This window comes from Arthrobacter ginsengisoli (genome assembly GCF_031456935.1).
GTDB lineage: Bacteria > Actinomycetota > Actinomycetes > Actinomycetales > Micrococcaceae > Arthrobacter > Arthrobacter ginsengisoli.
The window spans coordinates 1-15,908 of record NZ_JAVDVQ010000007.1 but is presented as its reverse complement, the minus strand read 5'-3'; the positions used below and the strand labels follow the sequence as shown (position 1 = coordinate 15,908).

14 protein-coding genes are annotated in these 15,908 nt (G+C 64.1%); 9 read left to right on the top strand and 5 right to left on the bottom strand.

The genetic code is table 11. The annotated features are described in order from the left end of the window. Positions 1 to 84 precede the first annotated feature (84 nt). Both J2X01_RS09905 and J2X01_RS09900 read left to right on the top strand, forming a co-directional pair. Positions 85 to 846 carry an enoyl-CoA hydratase/isomerase family protein gene (locus J2X01_RS09905; RefSeq protein ID WP_310056376.1) on the top strand — a complete coding sequence of 254 codons (762 nt, stop codon included), beginning with the start codon at positions 85 to 87 and terminating at the stop codon, positions 844 to 846. After that, complete coding sequence (locus J2X01_RS09900) at positions 843 to 1,721, top strand: 3-hydroxyacyl-CoA dehydrogenase family protein (protein ID WP_310056374.1); 879 nt, start codon at positions 843 to 845, stop codon at positions 1,719 to 1,721. The genes J2X01_RS09905 and J2X01_RS09900 overlap by 4 nt, the downstream gene beginning before the upstream one ends. A gap of 210 nt (positions 1,722 to 1,931) precedes the next feature. Here the strand turns inward: J2X01_RS09900 and J2X01_RS09895 are convergent, their stop codons facing one another. From J2X01_RS09895 to J2X01_RS09885, 3 genes are all read right to left on the bottom strand, one after another. Next, positions 1,932 to 3,575, bottom strand: coding sequence for a flavin-containing monooxygenase (locus tag J2X01_RS09895; RefSeq protein ID WP_310056373.1), 1,644 nt, complete (start codon positions 3,573 to 3,575; stop codon positions 1,932 to 1,934). Positions 3,576 to 3,625: 50 nt separating this feature from the next. After that, positions 3,626 to 4,552, bottom strand: coding sequence for an alpha/beta hydrolase (locus J2X01_RS09890; protein ID WP_310056371.1), 927 nt, complete (start codon positions 4,550 to 4,552; stop codon positions 3,626 to 3,628). 94 nt (positions 4,553 to 4,646) lie between these two features. After that, positions 4,647 to 5,336 carry an SDR family NAD(P)-dependent oxidoreductase gene (locus J2X01_RS09885; protein ID WP_310056369.1) on the bottom strand — a complete coding sequence of 230 codons (690 nt, stop codon included), beginning with the start codon at positions 5,334 to 5,336 and terminating at the stop codon, positions 4,647 to 4,649. Positions 5,337 to 5,555: 219 nt separating this feature from the next. On the opposite strand from J2X01_RS09885, the gene J2X01_RS09880 reads away from it, so the two are divergent. Together J2X01_RS09880 and J2X01_RS09875 are read left to right on the top strand one after the other, a co-directional pair. Next, positions 5,556 to 6,671, top strand: a complete 1,116-nt coding sequence (locus J2X01_RS09880; RefSeq protein WP_310056367.1) for an alcohol dehydrogenase — start codon at positions 5,556 to 5,558, stop codon at positions 6,669 to 6,671. Positions 6,672 to 6,692: 21 nt separating this feature from the next. Then, a complete protein-coding gene (locus J2X01_RS09875; RefSeq protein WP_310056365.1) occupies positions 6,693 to 8,504 on the top strand; it encodes a sigma-54-dependent Fis family transcriptional regulator in 1,812 nt (603 codons plus the stop codon). Positions 8,505 to 8,541: 37 nt separating this feature from the next. Here J2X01_RS09875 and J2X01_RS09870 read toward each other — a convergent pair whose 3' ends face one another. Then, positions 8,542 to 9,438, bottom strand: coding sequence for a LysR family transcriptional regulator (locus tag J2X01_RS09870; protein WP_310056363.1), 897 nt, complete (start codon positions 9,436 to 9,438; stop codon positions 8,542 to 8,544). Between the two features lie 109 nt (positions 9,439 to 9,547). Between J2X01_RS09870 and J2X01_RS09865 the strand changes: the two genes are divergently transcribed. From J2X01_RS09865 to J2X01_RS09855, 3 genes are all read left to right on the top strand, one after another. Beyond that, positions 9,548 to 10,795: a CaiB/BaiF CoA transferase family protein gene (locus tag J2X01_RS09865; RefSeq protein ID WP_310056361.1), complete on the top strand. Its 1,248-nt coding sequence runs from the start codon at positions 9,548 to 9,550 to the stop codon at positions 10,793 to 10,795. Further along, positions 10,795 to 11,994: an acyl-CoA dehydrogenase family protein gene (locus J2X01_RS09860; RefSeq protein WP_310056360.1), complete on the top strand. Its 1,200-nt coding sequence runs from the start codon at positions 10,795 to 10,797 to the stop codon at positions 11,992 to 11,994. Before J2X01_RS09865 ends, J2X01_RS09860 begins: the two co-directional genes overlap by 1 nt. A gap of 281 nt (positions 11,995 to 12,275) precedes the next feature. Continuing rightward, positions 12,276 to 13,637 carry an MFS transporter gene (locus J2X01_RS09855; RefSeq protein WP_310056358.1) on the top strand — a complete coding sequence of 454 codons (1,362 nt, stop codon included), beginning with the start codon at positions 12,276 to 12,278 and terminating at the stop codon, positions 13,635 to 13,637. Positions 13,638 to 13,752: 115 nt separating this feature from the next. On the opposite strand, the gene J2X01_RS09850 is transcribed toward J2X01_RS09855, so the two are convergent. Next, positions 13,753 to 14,385 (bottom strand): TetR/AcrR family transcriptional regulator, encoded by a 633-nt coding sequence (locus J2X01_RS09850; protein ID WP_310056355.1) that lies wholly within the window; start codon positions 14,383 to 14,385, stop codon positions 13,753 to 13,755. 107 nt (positions 14,386 to 14,492) lie between these two features. On the opposite strand from J2X01_RS09850, the gene J2X01_RS09845 reads away from it, so the two are divergent. Together J2X01_RS09845 and J2X01_RS09840 are read left to right on the top strand one after the other, a co-directional pair. Next, positions 14,493 to 14,897: a carboxymuconolactone decarboxylase family protein gene (locus J2X01_RS09845; RefSeq protein WP_310056353.1), complete on the top strand. Its 405-nt coding sequence runs from the start codon at positions 14,493 to 14,495 to the stop codon at positions 14,895 to 14,897. Between the two features lie 81 nt (positions 14,898 to 14,978). Next, complete coding sequence (locus J2X01_RS09840; RefSeq protein WP_310056351.1) at positions 14,979 to 15,743, top strand: short-chain dehydrogenase/reductase; 765 nt, start codon at positions 14,979 to 14,981, stop codon at positions 15,741 to 15,743. The last annotated feature ends 165 nt before the right edge of the window (positions 15,744 to 15,908 follow it).

The following is a 15,908-nucleotide window of genomic DNA, read 5'->3' as shown; positions in this document are numbered from 1 at the left end:
CGTCGTCATCTATTTCATTTTCGCAATAATTGATCCCGCATTAGGTATTGGACTCGAAGTAATCCGCGATGCAAGGGTGGGCAAGTGAAGACGATTAAAATCCACGACGCCGGCGCGACCGTCCACGTCGAACTCAACAGGCCAGAAGTGCGCAACGCCATAGACCAGCTCATGGTGGACGAGTTGCACACCGTGTGCGCTGATTTGGAGCGCAATCCCAAAATCCTCATCCTTTCCGGGGCCGAACTCCCCTCCGGTGGCATCTTTGCGTCCGGGGCGGACATATCCCAGCTCCGGGAACGCCGCCGCGACGATGCGTTGGCCGGCATCAACTCCGGCCTCTTCCAGCGGATCTCCAAACTGCCTATGCCAGTGATCGCAGCCATTGATGGCTTCGCGCTCGGCGGCGGCGCGGAACTGGCCTACGCGGCGGACTTCCGGATTGCCACCCCGCGGATCAAGATCGGCAACCCCGAAACCGGCCTCGGCATCCTTGCTGCCGCCGGCGCAGGCTGGCGCCTCGTGGAACTCGTGGGCGAGCCCCTCGCCAAGGAAATACTGCTCACCGGAAAAGTGCTCGACGCCGCAGAGGCGATGGCTGTCCGGCTCGTCACGGAGTTGCATGAACCAGACCAGCTGATCCCCGCAGCCTTCGCCCTCGCGGCCCGGATCGCAGCCCAGGAACCCCTCGCTGTCCGCCTCACCAAGAGCGTCCTCCATGCACCAAGATCCGCCCACCCAGCCATCGACGAACTTGCCCAGGGCATCCTCTTTGAGTCAGAGGCAAAGTTTGAGCGGATGCAGGCGTTCTTGGACCGAAAAAAACAAAAAGGAGCCACCAAATGACCATCTCCCCTTCAGCGGCTGAAACGGCGGCCGTCCCCTCAAAGGTAGGCGTTCTCGGCGGAGGCCGGATGGGCGCCGGCATCGCCCACGCCTTCCTTGTCTCCGGAGCGGCGGTGACCGTCGTCGAACGTGACGCCGCGGCCGCCGCAGCGGCCCTGGACCGCGTGACCGCGACGCTGGCTAAGGCCATCGAAAAGGCTGCCGTCACCGAGAATCTGGACTCGCTTCTCAGCCGGTTCGCTGTTTCCACCGACGCCGTCGACTTCGGCGGTGCGGGTCTGGTTGTCGAAGCCGTACCGGAGGACTTCAAACTCAAGCAGTCCGCGTTGCTCAACGTGGAGCGCAACATTGCCTCGGATGCCTGGATTGCCACCAACACCTCCTCCCTGTCCGTCACCGAGCTGGCCGCCACTCTCGGCAGGCCCGAGCGGCTCTGCGGGCTGCACTTCTTCAACCCGGTCCCTGCGTCAACACTTGTCGAAGTTGTCCTTGGCCCCCAGTCCGCTCCGGAACTCGCCGACGCCGCCACCAGTTGGGTGCGCGGACTGGGCAAGACCCCGATCGTGGTCAATGACGCACCGGGTTTCGCCAGTTCGCGCCTGGGCGTCGCAATCGCCCTGGAGGCCATGCGAATGCTGGAAGGAGGCGTGGCCAGTGCCCAGGACATCGACGCCGCCATGGAACTGGGCTACCGGCACGCGTCCGGGCCGCTGCGCACCACAGACATCGTGGGGCTGGACGTCCGCCTCGGAATCGCCGAATACCTGCATGAAACGCTAGGCGAACGGTTCGCGCCGCCCCGGATTCTCCGCGACATGGTGGCTCGTGGCGAGCTGGGACGCAAGTCCGGCAAGGGGTTCTACGAATACTCCTAAACGACGGACAGGTAGCCAATGGCGACCAGCGATTTCGCTGGCCGCCATTGGCGTTAATGCGTCCGGGAAGGTTTGCGGCCCGGGAGTTCAGGACGTCGCGCCCGGCCGAAGCGAAGGGGTGAACGTCAGGCGGGAGTGCCGCCAACGCCGAACGGCGACCGCCACACCCCCCAAGGTGTGGCAGCCGCCGTCGCTGGCGCAGACCGCTGGCTACTCCACCGGAGCCAGGACCTTCAGATCAAAGCCCTCGTAACCCGCCTCGCGGACTTCGGCGAGCTTGTTACGGTAGTTGCCGAGGCCACCGAGGTAGAACATCACGGTCTTCTTCTTGCCCGGGATGTTGGCGCCGAAGATCCAAGAGTCGGCCTTCGGGAAGAGCGTCATGTCGGCGATCTCCTGGCAGGTCCGGGTCCAGGCCTCTTCGGCTTCGGCTGTCGGCTCCACGGAGGCCACCTCGCCGGACTCGGCGTCCTTGATCAGCCGGGAGATCCACTCGACCTGCGCCTCGATGCTCGGCGGCAGGTTGGTGAAGGGGCCGTTGGGGCCGAGGATCATGAACATATTCGGGAACCCGGCGGTGGTGACACCGAGGTAGCTCGTGGGTCCGTCCTGCCAGTGCTCCTGGATGGTCTCGCCCCCGCGGCCGCGAATGTCCATCCGCGTGTAGTTGCCGTCCACGGCGTCGAAGCCGGTGGCGAAGATCAGCACATCGATCTCGTGCTCCACGCCGTCGGACGTCCTGATCCCCTTCGGCGTCAGCTCGACGATCGGAGTCTCCTTGATCGACACCAATTCGACGTTGTCCCGGTTGAACGTGGCGTAGTAGCCGCTGTCGCACAGGGGGCGCTTGGCGTAGAGGTCGGTCGGCGTGAGCTTGCGGGCCGTTTCCGGGTCCTTGACGATCTCGGCGATCTTGCCGCGGACAAATGATGCGGCCGCTTCGTTGGCGTCCCGGTCCATGGCGATGTCACCGAAGGTGTTGAACATGAAGCGGAACCCGCCGCCTTCTTCCCACGCCTTCTGGAAGACGGCCTGCCGCTCCGTTTCGGAGACGCTCATGGCCGGAACGGTGCTTTCCTCAAACCCGAAAGCGACACCCGAACCCCGGACCTGTTCCCATATCTTGCCGTAGTCCTTCTTGACGGAGGCGACGTACTCCGGCGTGACAGTGGTGTTGCCGACCGGCACGCTGTACTGCGGCGACCGCTGGAAGACGGTGAGGTGTCCCACCTTGGGTGCGATGGCGGTGATGATCTGCAGGCCGGTGGACCCCGTGCCCATGACTCCGACGCGCTTGCCGGTCAGGTCGACACCCTGCGGCCAGGCGCCGGAGTGGTAGATATCGCCGCCGAACGTGTCGACGCCCGGGATGTTGGGGACGTTGGTGGCTGAGAGCAGCCCGAGTCCGTTGACGATGTACTTCGCCGTGATGGTTTCACCGGTGTCCGTGCCGATGATCCAGCGGTTTGTCGACTCGTCGTAGCGGGCGGACGTGATTCCGGTGTTGAGCTGGATGTCCTTGCGCAGGTCGTAGCGGTCCACGACGTGTTCGAGGTACTTGAGGATTTCGGGCTGGGTCACGTACTTGTGGGTCCAGTCCCATTCGTTCAAGAGTTCCTCGTCGAACGAGTAGCGGTAGAGGTAGCTCTCGGTGTCCGACAGGGCGCCCGGGTAGCGGTTCCAGTACCAGGTGCCGCCGACGCCACCGGCGCGGTCGAAGGCGCGGACGTTGAGACCGAGTTCGTTGCGCAGCTTGTGCAGCATGTAGATGCCGCCAAATCCGGCGCCAACGACGACGGCGTCGAGTTCGGCGGGTGAGGTGGCGGGGGCAGTGTGCCCGTGGTCTTCAGCCATGATGAATACTCCTTCGTATTTCAGGTCGTGTGTTGTGGGGTGGCCGGGGTTTAGTACTTGTACCAGCCGGCGATGCGTGCGAGTTCGGCGTCGGCGGGCTCGGAGTTGCCGGCCGAGAACGGGTACACGTGCTGCTGTCCTTCGGCGATGGAGAGGGTGACATCAACGCCGGCCGCTTCGGCCAGGGCGTTCAGGCGGGTGGCGTTGTCCACGAGGGATTCAACCGAGCCTGCGGTGATGTACAGACGGGGGAACCCGCTGAAGTCGGCGTAGAGGGGGTTGGCCAGCGGGTTCTGCGGGCTGACAGAGTCCCCCAGCACGCCGGCGATCATGCCCTCGAGCAGCGGCACCGAGATCAGTGCGTCCGTGGCGTCGTTGGTGATCAGCGTTTCGCCCTTGTTCTCCATGTCCAGCCACGGCGAGAAGACGATGACCTGGCCGGGCTGTGGCTCTCCCTGCTCCTTGAGCGCCAGGGCAATGGCGATTGCAAGGTTGCCACCGGCGGAGTCGCCAACGGTCGTGATGTCGTGCGGGTGGATGCCGCTGTCAACCAGCGCCTTGAAGGCGGCTACGCCGTCTTCCACCTGCGCGGGGTGCGGGTGCTCGGGTGCCCGGCGGTAGTCAAGGACAAAGGTGACGACGCCGACTGCCTTGGCAACGTGCCCGGCAAGCTTGCGGTGGCTTGATGCCGAGCCGACGGCGAAGCCGCCGCCGTGGGTGTAGAGCAGAACTTTGGCGCGGTCGGCGCCTTCGGGGAAGGCCCAGATGCCGGGGACGCCACCGACGACGTCTTCCTTGTAGCTGACTGCTTCGGGTTCCCGGGTGGGCTGGTGCCACTCGTCGAAGATGCTGCGGAAAAGCCGCATGGTCAGATCCGGAGTGGTCGCCATGATTTCGGACCAGTCCGCGTACAGGTCACGGACGGGATCGGTTGCCTGAACTGTTCCAGTGGCTTCTGCGTCGATTGAGATTGACATCTCATGCTCCTTCGTATGGAAAGCATCCCGGGAGTGGCCCCGAGGTGAAGTGGATCGGAATCTTGGTGCGATTTGCTGCTAGATATAGCGTGGATCACATTTGTGCCGGCTCAGTGTTCCACTTTGAAACACTGAGCCGGGACAGGACCAACCCGGGGTTACTGCGTGGTGTAGCAGCCGTCGACCACGAGTTCCGCTCCGTTGACGAATGACGACTCGTGACACCAGGGTGCACGGAATTGACCCGGATGCCGAACTTGGCCAGGTCAACGGCCGCAGCCTTGGAGAGCAGGCGCACTGCGCCCTTGGAGGCCTGATAGGCCGCCGCACTGGGCGCTCCAATGAGTCCGTAGATGGAGGAGATGTTCACAATGGAGCCGCCACCGGCCGCCTGAAGCGCCGGAGCCGCCAGCTTGCAGCCCAGGAAGGTTCCCTTGGCGTTGATTTCCATGGTCCGGTCCCACTCCTCTTCGGCTGTTTCGTCGAGGGGCTTGAGGATGAGGATCCCGGCATTGTTGACGAGGACGTCCAGCTTGCCGAACTCATTGACGGTTTCTTCCAGCACTCGCTGCCAGTCAGCCGACTGGGTGACATCATGCGTGATGAAGCGTGCGGAACCACCGGCGTCGCTGATCTCCTCGGCAACGGCTTTCCCTGCAGCTTCCCTGACATCGGTGACCACTACCTTGGCCCCCTCGGCGGCGAGGAGCAGGGCGTGCGACCTGCCCATGCCCTGGGCTCCGCCGGTGACGATTGCAACTTTGCCCGACATGCGTCCTGCCATGGTCATTCTCCTTTGAATGCGAAATGTCCGCGCGGTTCTCCCGGCGTGACGAACCCCAGAGGGGCTGGCACAATCCTGCGTGACGCGGATCACCGCCTTGTGTGCCGATGTGGAACAAACCGGCGGTAACGGGAATCCGCCGCGCCGCCGATTGTTGCCCTGAGTGCATCAAAGGAGCGGTGATTTAGTATTGGATACTTATTTGCTCCGGTGTCATTCTTGAATGAATACAGTCTGCGCAACGATGCGAGGTTCACCATGCACGCTTTTGCCGTTTTCCAAGACAGCCACGAGATCCGGGACATCGAGCTGCCGGATCCGGTGCCGACAGGAACCGAAGTCCTCCTGAGGGTCATCCGTTCCGGCGTGTGCCACACGGACACCCACCTGCGGGAGGGTTCCTACGATCTGGGCAGCCGGGGGGCCCTGAAGCTGGTGGACCGCGGCGTCACGTATCCGCTGGTCATGGGGCACGAAGTCGTCGGCGTCGTCGAGAAAATCGGGGACCGTGTGCACGGGGTCAAACCCGGCGACGTCAGGCTGGTCTACCCGTGGATCGGCTGCGGCAAATGCCGGGACTGCCTCGCCGGCCGCGACAACGTCTGCGCCAACGGGCGCAACCTCGGAGTCGCGGAGCATGGAGGCTACGCCGAGCAGATCCTGGTGCGGGACGAAAAGTACCTGGTCGACGTCGAGGGACTGGACCTCAGCTGGGCGGCCACGCTGGCATGCTCGGGGCTGACCGCATTCAGCGCCGTGAACAAGGTCCTTCCGCTGGGACACGACGAGCCTGTCGTGGTGATCGGCGCCGGCGGAGTGGGGCTCACCGCCATCGCAACACTGAGCGCGCTGGGGCATAAGTCGATTTGCGCCGTCGACATCTCCGAGCGGAACCTGGAGCTCGCGCGCAAGGTTGGCGCAACGTCTACCGTCAGCTCCACGGATCAGGGCCTCACCGCAAAGATCATCGACGCCGGCGGCGGCCCGGTGGCGGGCGTCATTGACTTCGTGAACAACAGCCAGACGGCCCCCGTGGCCTTCAACTCCCTGCGCAAGGGTGGAAAGCTGGTCCAGGTCGGACTGTTCGGCGGCGAGCTTACGGTACCCACCGCCCTCATGGCCCTCAAGATGCTCACCATCCAAGGCAGCTTCGTGGGGACCCCGGAGGAGCTGAACCAGCTCATTGCCCTGGCCAAGCAGGACGCCATTCCCCACATCCCCATCATCGACGCCGAGCTCTCCGCCGAATCCGTCGGCGAGAGCCTGGATAAGCTGACGCACGGCGGCGTCCCCGGACGCGTTGTCCTCCGCGCGGCAGTCGGAGCCCAGGGCTGACCAGCCATGCATAACCGGAACGTGCCCGACGACGCCCTTCGCGCCGCCCGGGAACATCTCATCCGCCGGGGCCTCCGCGAGGGAACACAGCTGTCGGAAATCGTCTCCCAGGAAATCGAGTACAGCTGGCGCCGCTCCGTAGGGGTAGAAGCTTCGGCAAGGCCCGAGGCGTTCCTGTTCGTCAATGATTTCGATCCGGACGGAATCCTCATCCGCGCGGCCAAGAGCGTGATGGACCACTGGTTGGAAAGCCTCAACGGGATGGGCATATCCCTGTTCCTCAGCGACCAGTCCGGCCAGATTATCGCCCGCAGGCTGGGCGACAAGGCCCACGGCAGCCGCTTCGACGAATCCTATGCCGCCGAAGGATTCAGTTTCTCGGAACGTTCGGTCGGGACGAACGGGCTCGGCACCCCCATCGAAGGTCGCCAGGCGGTGTTTGTCCGGGGTGCCGAGCATTTCAATGACGTCCTTGCAGCCTTGACCTGTGCCGGGGCGCCGATTACGCACCCCGTCACACGAAGGGTGATCGGGTCCATTTCCTTCGCCTGTGACACCGGCCTGGACAACCCGCTCATGCTGGCCATGGCCCGGGAAGCCGGCGGCCAGATCGAACGGCGACTGCTCGACCTCGGCAGCGCATCGGGGCTCGCCTTGGGGATGTCGCAACTGCGTCTGAGCTCCTCGAAGGCTCCGGTGATCATGCTGGACGCCCAGGCGGTGATGACGAACGTCTCCGGCCTTGCCGTCATGAGCAGCGAACTGCACACGACGCTGTGGGAACAATTGCGTGGTCTTGAGTGGACCGGCGCCAAACAAACCATTGAGATTCCGTCCCTGAATGTGGATGCCATCGTCCAGCGCATTGACGATTCCGGTGGTAGCTCTGCCTTCGCCCTGGAGCTCTCCCGCATTCCGGATGCCGCAAACACTCCGCGGAAGGCCGAGGCCGGGGTGCCCGACGCCGATTCATCGGGCGTGGGAGCAGCGTTTCCGCACGTGGTGCGGAATGCCTTTGACCGGGCAAGTCAGGGACCAGGGGCAATTGCCGTTTGCGGGCAGGGCGGCTCCGGCAAGCTCCACCACACGCTGGCCTGGCTCAATGGGAAAGACTCCGGGCCGAATCCACTGATCCTTGATGCCTGCCTCTTCTCCGGGGAAGGTGATGCCACCTGGTTCGCTGACTCGCGCGAGGCCGTCGCGGAAGGCCGAAGCGTTGTCCTGCGGCATCTTGAGGATCTGCCCCGGAGCGAGCTGAACAGGCTCAAGGCCCTGGATTCGGCCGTGCGGCAGCAGCCGTCCAGCCCGCCGGCGGACCGCACGGTGGTCTCGTCCCCGGCCCGCCTGGTTCTCACTATGAATCCGGACGCATGCCCGGACTTTGTGTCCGAGGTGGTGTCCCAAATCGCCGCGCGTGTCAATGTGCCGGCCCTCTCGGCCACCAAGGAACGCATCCCCTTGCTGGCAGCATATTTTCTGGATGCGGCCGAACCTGCTGACAGATCCACGCTCTCCGCAGTGGCGCTACAGGGACTCATGCGTTGGCGCTGGCCAGGCAATGTCGCGGAACTGCGCGCCACCCTCGAGTCACTGGCGCGGACGCATCCAGGTCGAGTGCTGCAAGCCGATGACCTCCCGGAACATCTCAGGGACAGCAGCAGGCGCCAGCTGTCCAAACTGGAATCGCTCGAGCGAGACGCAATCGTGGCCGCCCTCGAACAAAGCGGAGGGAACCGTTCGGTCGCCGCGGAATCCCTGGGGATGGGCCGAACCACTCTTTACCGGAAACTCCGTACGCTGGGGATCGAAACACCGGAGACCCTGGTGTCCTGACCCCTCATCGGGTGTGCTGCGCCGTCACGGGGCGCGGTCATTCGGCGCGGGGCAGGATCCGCTCCGCTAACTCCAGGACCGCACGCAAGGCAGGGCTGGTGTGGTCCCGACGCCAGGCCATCCGCAGTTCCACCGGAATTGTCTCGTCCAGAAGCTTCACGAAACGCACATGTGGATCCGTGACCGCCTCCGCCACCGAGGACAGCGTGAGCGTGCAGCCCACCTCTGCCGCTACCAGCGAGAGAGCCGTCCAGGAATCCGGGACGATCTGGACAATTTCGAGCTCGAACCCGGCGGCGTGCGTCAGCCGGCGAAGCCGGTCGTTCAACACGGCCCCCGCATGCGGCGGCAACGATACGAAGGTGTCGCCCTGGAAGTCAGCCATCCGGACCTCGCCGGCGTCGGCCAGGCGGTGGCTTGCGGGCACGGCCACAACAAGATCCTCCGCCACCAGCAGCCGCGTTTCGATCCCGGCCGCAATGTAGTCCCAGCGCCCCAGAGCGATGTCCACGTCGCCGCTCAGAACCCGGTCCATGGCAGGTTGCGCAAAGTTCTGGCTGAAGAGCTCGATCTGGATGCCCGGGTGGTCGCGCCGGACCTCCCGGGCGAGCCGCCCCACCAGGGTGTGGGTGGAAGCGCCCGCATAGGCCACGCGGACGCGCCCGACTTCTCCCTTGTCCGCGGCATGGACCGCGATGCTCGCCCGGCGCGTGGCGTCGATGATCTCCGTTGCTGGTCCAATGAACGCTTCTCCGGCGCCCGTCAGCTTGACGCTGCGCGTGCTGCGGTCGAAAAGCCGGGTTCCCAGCTCACGTTCCAGCTGCTGGATGCTGCGGCTGACCGGGGGCTGCGCCATGTGCAGCTTCTCTGCGGCGCGGCCGAAGTGTAGTTCTTCCGCCACAGCCAGGAAGGCGCGGATTTGTTGGATCTCCATTCCACCGATTATTGCACCAGATGCAACAAAACGGCCATCAATAAGTATTGGACGGATAGCAATGCTGTCCGTCATGGTGGATGAAGAACACTATGCGAGGAGCCCATTGATGGACAGCCAACACTCCCCCACCGCTGAGACGTCGGCCTTCGGCCGCAGTTCAGGTGGCCCACTCAGCGGCATCGTGATCGCCGATTTCGGCAGGGTGCTGGCCGGACCGTACTGCACCATGCTGCTGGCCGATCTCGGGGCGACCGTGATCAAGATCGAGAGCCCGGCCGGGGACGAGACCCGGGCATGGCGTCCGCCCGTCCGCGGAAATGACTCGACGTACTTCCTCTCGATCAACCGCAATAAGACCTCAATCAAGCTCGATCTCCGCGATCCCGACGACCGCAGGACGGCCCAACGCATTGCCGAGCGGGCCGACGTCGTCGTCGAAAATTTCAAGCCGGGCGACCTGGTGCGCTACGGACTGGACTACGACACCGTCTCGGCCACCAACTCGGACGTCGTCTACGCCTCGATCACGGGCTTCGGAACCGCCGGCGGGGCCCAGCTGCCCGGCTATGACCTGCTGATCCAGGCGCTGTCCGGACTGATGGACCTCACCGGGGCGCCGGACACCGAGCCGTTCCGCGCCGGCGTTGCAGTGTTCGACGTCATCACCGGCCTCCACGCCTGCATCGGCATCCTCGCCGCATTGCGGCACCGGGACCGCATCGGGGAAGGCCAGCTCGTGGAAATGAACCTGATGTCCTCCGCACTCTCCGGCATGGTGAACCAGACGGCGGCTGTGGTGCTGGGGGGCGCTGTTCCGAGCAGGATGGGCAACGAACACCCGAGCATCTACCCCTATGAGCCTTTCGACACCGGCGACGGACGAATTGTCATTGCGATCGGCAACGACTCCCAATTCCGCACTTTTTGCGCCACGATCGGCCGGCCGGAGCTGGCCACGGACCCCCGTTTCGAGAAAGCGCCGTTGCGCAGCGCCAACCGCACGGAACTGCGGCCGCTGCTGGTGGAGTGCCTCTCGACCCGGACCGCCGCCGAGTGGTTCGACATCCTCACCGAAGCGAAGCTGCCGTGCGCACCGATCCAGGACCTGCGGGCGGGGATCGAATTCGCCGAGCGGATCGGCCTGGAACCCGTCGTGACGGTTGGGCATGGAGAAAATGCCCAACCCGGCGTCCGCAACCCCATCCGGCTGTCCAAGACCCCCGTGAGCTACGACCTCACACCACCCGATCTGGACAGCGGCGCAGAGCTGGTGCGGGCCTGGCTCGCCGACGACGAACACGTTTTGGCCGGTGCCCTTGCCGGCACTCCCACTCAATTCCCCGAGGAGCACTGATGACCACCGCAACGGACCTGTCCGTCAATTCCGACTTCTATGTCCTGGACGACTACCTCAATGACACCGACCGGGCCCTGATCGCCAGGGTCCGCGGCTTCGTCGAGCAGGACGTCACCCCCATCATCAACGAATACTGGGAGAAAGCGGACTTTCCGTATCAGCTCGTACCGAAGTTCGCAGAGCTGGGGATCATCGGCACGGCGATCCAGGGCTACGGCTGCCCGGGCCTGACCCGGCTGCAGACCGGCCTTGTCGCGATGGAACTCTCCCGGGGTGACGGCAGCATCAACACGTTCAACGCGGTCCATTCCGGGCTGGCGATGGGCAGCATCAACCTGCTCGGCAGCGACGAGCAGAAGCAGCGCTGGCTGCCGGCGATGGCGAAACTGGAAAAACTGGGCGCGTTCGCACTGACCGAACCGGAGCACGGCTCCGACTCTGTGGCCCTGGAAACTTCGGCGCGGCTGGACGGTGACCACTACGTGATCAACGGATCCAAACGCTGGATCGGGCTGGGCCACGTGGCGGACCTCGTCATCATCTGGGCCCGGGACACTGCCGATCAGAAGGTGAAGGCGTTTGTCCTGGAAAAGAACGACGACGGCAGCTACCCCGCCGGCTACCAGGCCGAGGCCATCACGGGGAAGATGGCAAAGCGGGCCATCCAGCAGGCACAGATCGAGATCGACGGCCTGCGGATCCCCGCGGAAAACCTGCTGGCCACGTCGAAGTCATTCCGCGACGTCGGAGCGGTCCTCAACACCACCCGCAGCACTGTGGCCTGGGAGTCGCTTGGCCACGCCACGGCCGCCTACGAGCTGGCCGTCAAATATGCCCGCGAACGTGTCCAATTCGGCCACCCGATTGCCAGCTACCAGCTCGTGCAGAACAAGCTCGCCAACATGCTCGCGGACCTCACCGCGATGCAGCTGATCTGCTTCCGCACCGCGGCACTCCAGGACAAGGGCCAGCTAAGCAACGAACAGGCTTCGCTGGCCAAGATGTTCACCGGCGACAAGGCACGGACACTCTGCCGGGATGCCCGGGACATGTTCGGCGGGAACGGAATCCTGCTGGAGCACCATGTAGCGCGCCACCTGACCGATATGGAGGTGGTCCACACCTATGAAGGTACCGACTCCATCCAGTCACTGATCCTGGGACGTGAAATCACAGGCATCTCAGCCTTCTCCTGACCCGCTCCGATTTCGGCACGGCCACTCTACGGGTGGCCGTGCTTTGTCGTTAATGGCCATCGGTTGCAGGGAAGCCTGGATGCCGCCTGTGTTCCATAGTGGAACACATGTGAGCTGCGCCACAGCCCTATCGTTGAAGTAGGCACAGCGCGGCGGTTGCATCAGAGCCGCTGCCGCACCAAACACCGCGTAACGACGCCTGCGTCGAACGCCAGGCGCAAACGCACGAGGCCATTCTGGCCGGCAGTTCCCCAAACCGTTCTGTTTCAAGGGAGAAACACATGACAAAGACACTATACCCACGGCCGGTGATGACACCCCGGCGTGCGGCTATAGCCGCGCTCCTCGGCAGTGCGCTCGAGTACTACGACTTTTTCGTCTACGGCGCCGCAGCCGCGCTCGTCTTCAACGTCCTGTTCTTTCCAAGCGGCGACCCGACCGTCGCACTGATCGCATCGTTCGCCACCTTCGCGGTGGGTTACGTGGCGCGGCCTGTCGGCGCGGTGGTGATGGGACATTTCGGGGACCGGCTCGGGCGTAAACGCGTCATGCTCGCCACCGTCATCATGATGGGCGTCGCATCCTTCGCCATCGGGTGTCTGCCCACTTACGACCAGGTGGGCCTGTTGGCCCCTGCCCTGCTGGTGGTCCTGCGCGTCGTTCAGGGATTCTCGGCCGGGGCCGAATCGGCCGGAGCCTCGACGTTGACCGTTGAACATTCCCCGGTCGGGCGCCGGGGATTCTTCACCAGTTTCGTTATGGTCGGCTACGCCGTCGGCTGCTCGCTGGCGACCATCGTGTTCCTGCCGGTGGCGCTCCTGCCCGCCGAGCACCTCTACAGCTGGGGCTGGCGGGTTCCGTTCTGGCTCAGCGCCGTCGTCGTCGTCATCACGTACTACGTGCGTAGCCACCTGGACGAAACCCCGGTGTTTGCCGAGGCGAAGGAAGGAAGCGCGGTCCGCAAGCTGCCGTTGAACGACGTGTTCAAGTACCACTGGCGCAGTGTGATCCGTGTCGCCGGAGCTTCACTAATGGCAGCGATGCAAACCTTGTTCGCGGTGTTCAGCCTTTCGTACGCAACGTCGGTCGGTGTTGACCGGAGTGCAATGCTCGCCGTCATCTCTGGAGCCATAGCGTTGTCGATTGTCACCATCCCCGCCGCCGGCTACCTCTCCGATGTCATCGGCAGGAAGCCGACGATGCTGATCTCCTCGGTCGGCTGCGCGCTCACGCTGGTCGGGTACCTTTGGGCGATCTCGACGACGGACGTCCTCCTGATCGCGGTCTTCGCCTTCGTCAACATGAGCTTGTTCTTCAGCTGCTACAACGGTGTGTGGACGTCGTTTTTCGCCGAGCAGTTCCCGGCACCGGTCCGGTTCACGGGCATGGCCGTCAGCAACCAGCTGGGCAACCTCGTTGCCGGCTTCGCTCCGATGGTCGCTGCGATACTCCTTGGCACCGGTCCGATGGGCTGGGTCCCGGTGGCGGTCTTTGGCGCAGTTGCCTCCGGAATCGCTGCTATTGCGGTGATAGGCATGCCCGAGACGTCGAAGACTCCGACAGAATTGCTCGGCGGTCCACGGGTTGCCGTCATGAAGGCCGAGCAGGAAGCAGAAAGGCTCACCGCCGCGCACGCGGGCTGAGCCGGCTGCTGAACGGAGACCTCATGCAATCGCCCGCAGCCCTCCTGAGGGGGTGCGGGCGACTGCTCATTTTCACCAAACCGTGGAATTCCGAACCATCGTCCGCCCAGGTGTCCTATTCAGTGAACGAAGGAAGCAGGGTGCTGACGAGGCGTTCGCCGAAACCGCTGTCCATGGGGGAACCGCTGAGGAAGAAGCGGTAGTAGATGGGGCCGAGCAGAAGGTCGGTGACCATTTCGGGGTCGAGCCCGGGCCTGAGTTCGCCTCTGGAGATACCGCGTTCCACCAGGGCGCTCACGTCGGCCAGCCGGTTACTCACCACCCGTTCCCGGTAGACCCTGGCGAGCTCTGGATCGGCGGCGACCTCCGAGACCAGGCCTTGCATGATCCGGCCCATCACGGACGTGCACATGAGTTCGACGGTCCGGTCGACCAGTTTCGTCAGCTCAGCGCCAGTCTCCGCAACATACGGCCGGGTGCTCACGTCGTCGACCATGTCCAGCAGGACAGCCAGGGCAAGGTCGGTCCTGGACCGGTACCGGCGGTAGATCGTTGTCTTCGCTACTCCGGCCCGGGCCGCGACGCCTTCGACCGTGAGGCTGCCGAACCCGGCCTCTCCCAGCAGATCCCGTGTGGCGTCGAGGATTACCTGCTCCGACCGCGCACGCCGCCGCTGATGCCCGGCTCCCGCGTCTGGTCCGGCTCCTACGCCCGCGGGTGTCCCGCCGTCGCCCTTTGAGGAATTCATTGCGAGTGCCTTTCGCTTGCTACCGGCCGGTGCTAAAATTGTAACGCAACGTAGCGTTTCGCAAAACCCCGTGAGGCGCTGTTTCCGATATGAAGAGGTATACCCAGATGACTACAGATCGCTATCAGCGCGGCCTCGACCGCATGATGGAACTCGTCTCCCCCGACCACGCCAACACCTTTGACCACGCCAAGCTGGTCGAGTCATACAAGTCCCTGGATCCGGACCTTGCCGACTACATCGTCTCCTTCGCCTTCGGCGACATTTACTCCCGCACGGCCCTGACCCAGCAGGAACAGACCATGGTGACCATCTCCACGCTCGTCGCCCTGGGCACCGAGCCCCAGCTGAAGCTGCACATCAACACCGGCTTCACCGTGGGCCTGACCAAGGAAAAAATCGTCGGCGCCCTGATCCAGTGCATCCCCTACATCGGGTTCCCCCGCGTGCTCAACGCCCTGACCCTGGTCAAAGAGGTCATGGCAGAGCGGGGACTCACGCCGGAAGCCTGACCGTTCCAGGCGTCCCGACAGCCGGCGCGGCTGCAGGCCAGTCCCACGACCGCCGCGACCCCCCGAGGAAGAAAAGACAGCATGGATTTACGTCTGCAGGGAAAAACAGTACTGATCACCGGCGCCTCACAAGGCATCGGACGGGAAACGGCATTGGTTCTGGCGGAGGAGGGCTGCAACCTCATCCTGGTCAGCCGCGACGGCCAGCGCTTGAATGACCTTGCCGGCACCATCCGCTCGCGACACGGCGTCTCGGTGGGAGTCGTGGCTGCGGACTTGTCCTCGGCGGCCGGCGTGGAGCGAGTGAGTTCAAGTGTTGGTGACATTGACGTGCTGGTGAACAACGCTGGAGCCATTCCGCCTGGCACGATCCAGGATATTGAGGACCGCCAGTGGAAGGATGCCTGGGACCTCAAGGTCTTTGGCTATATCGGTCTGGTCCGCTCGCTGTATGCGAACCTCAAGGCCAGGCAGGGAGTGATCGTCAACATCATCGGCGCTGGCGGCGAAACTTTCAGACCGGACTATATCGCCGGCGCCACCGGCAACGCCGCGCTCATGGCTTTCACCCGGGCACTGGGAAAGTCGGCCGCCCTGGATCGGATGCGTATCGTCGGGATCAATCCCGGGCCGGTTTCCACACCCCGGAACGAGATGTTGCTCAGGGCCAGAGCCACAGCAGAACTCGGCGACGAGAACAGATGGATGGAGCTTAACGCTGCCCTGCCCTGCGGACGATCCGCAACCCCGGCGGAAATCGCCAGTGCAGTGGCGTTCCTGGCTTCCCCGCGGTCCGGTTATACCAACGGAACTATCCTGACCATCGACGGCGCCCCAGCCTCCTGAGGGACTCGCGCCTCCGGCGGCGATAATCGTTACAGTGCGGTTGAGGTGGGCATCTGTCGATCGACACGTAGGGGATCCTTCTATGGTTGTCAAGCGTGGCAGGGCGCCGGGTTTGCGGCGTTGAGTATCCGGTAGATCCGTCGGGCGAGATAGCGTTTCACGCAC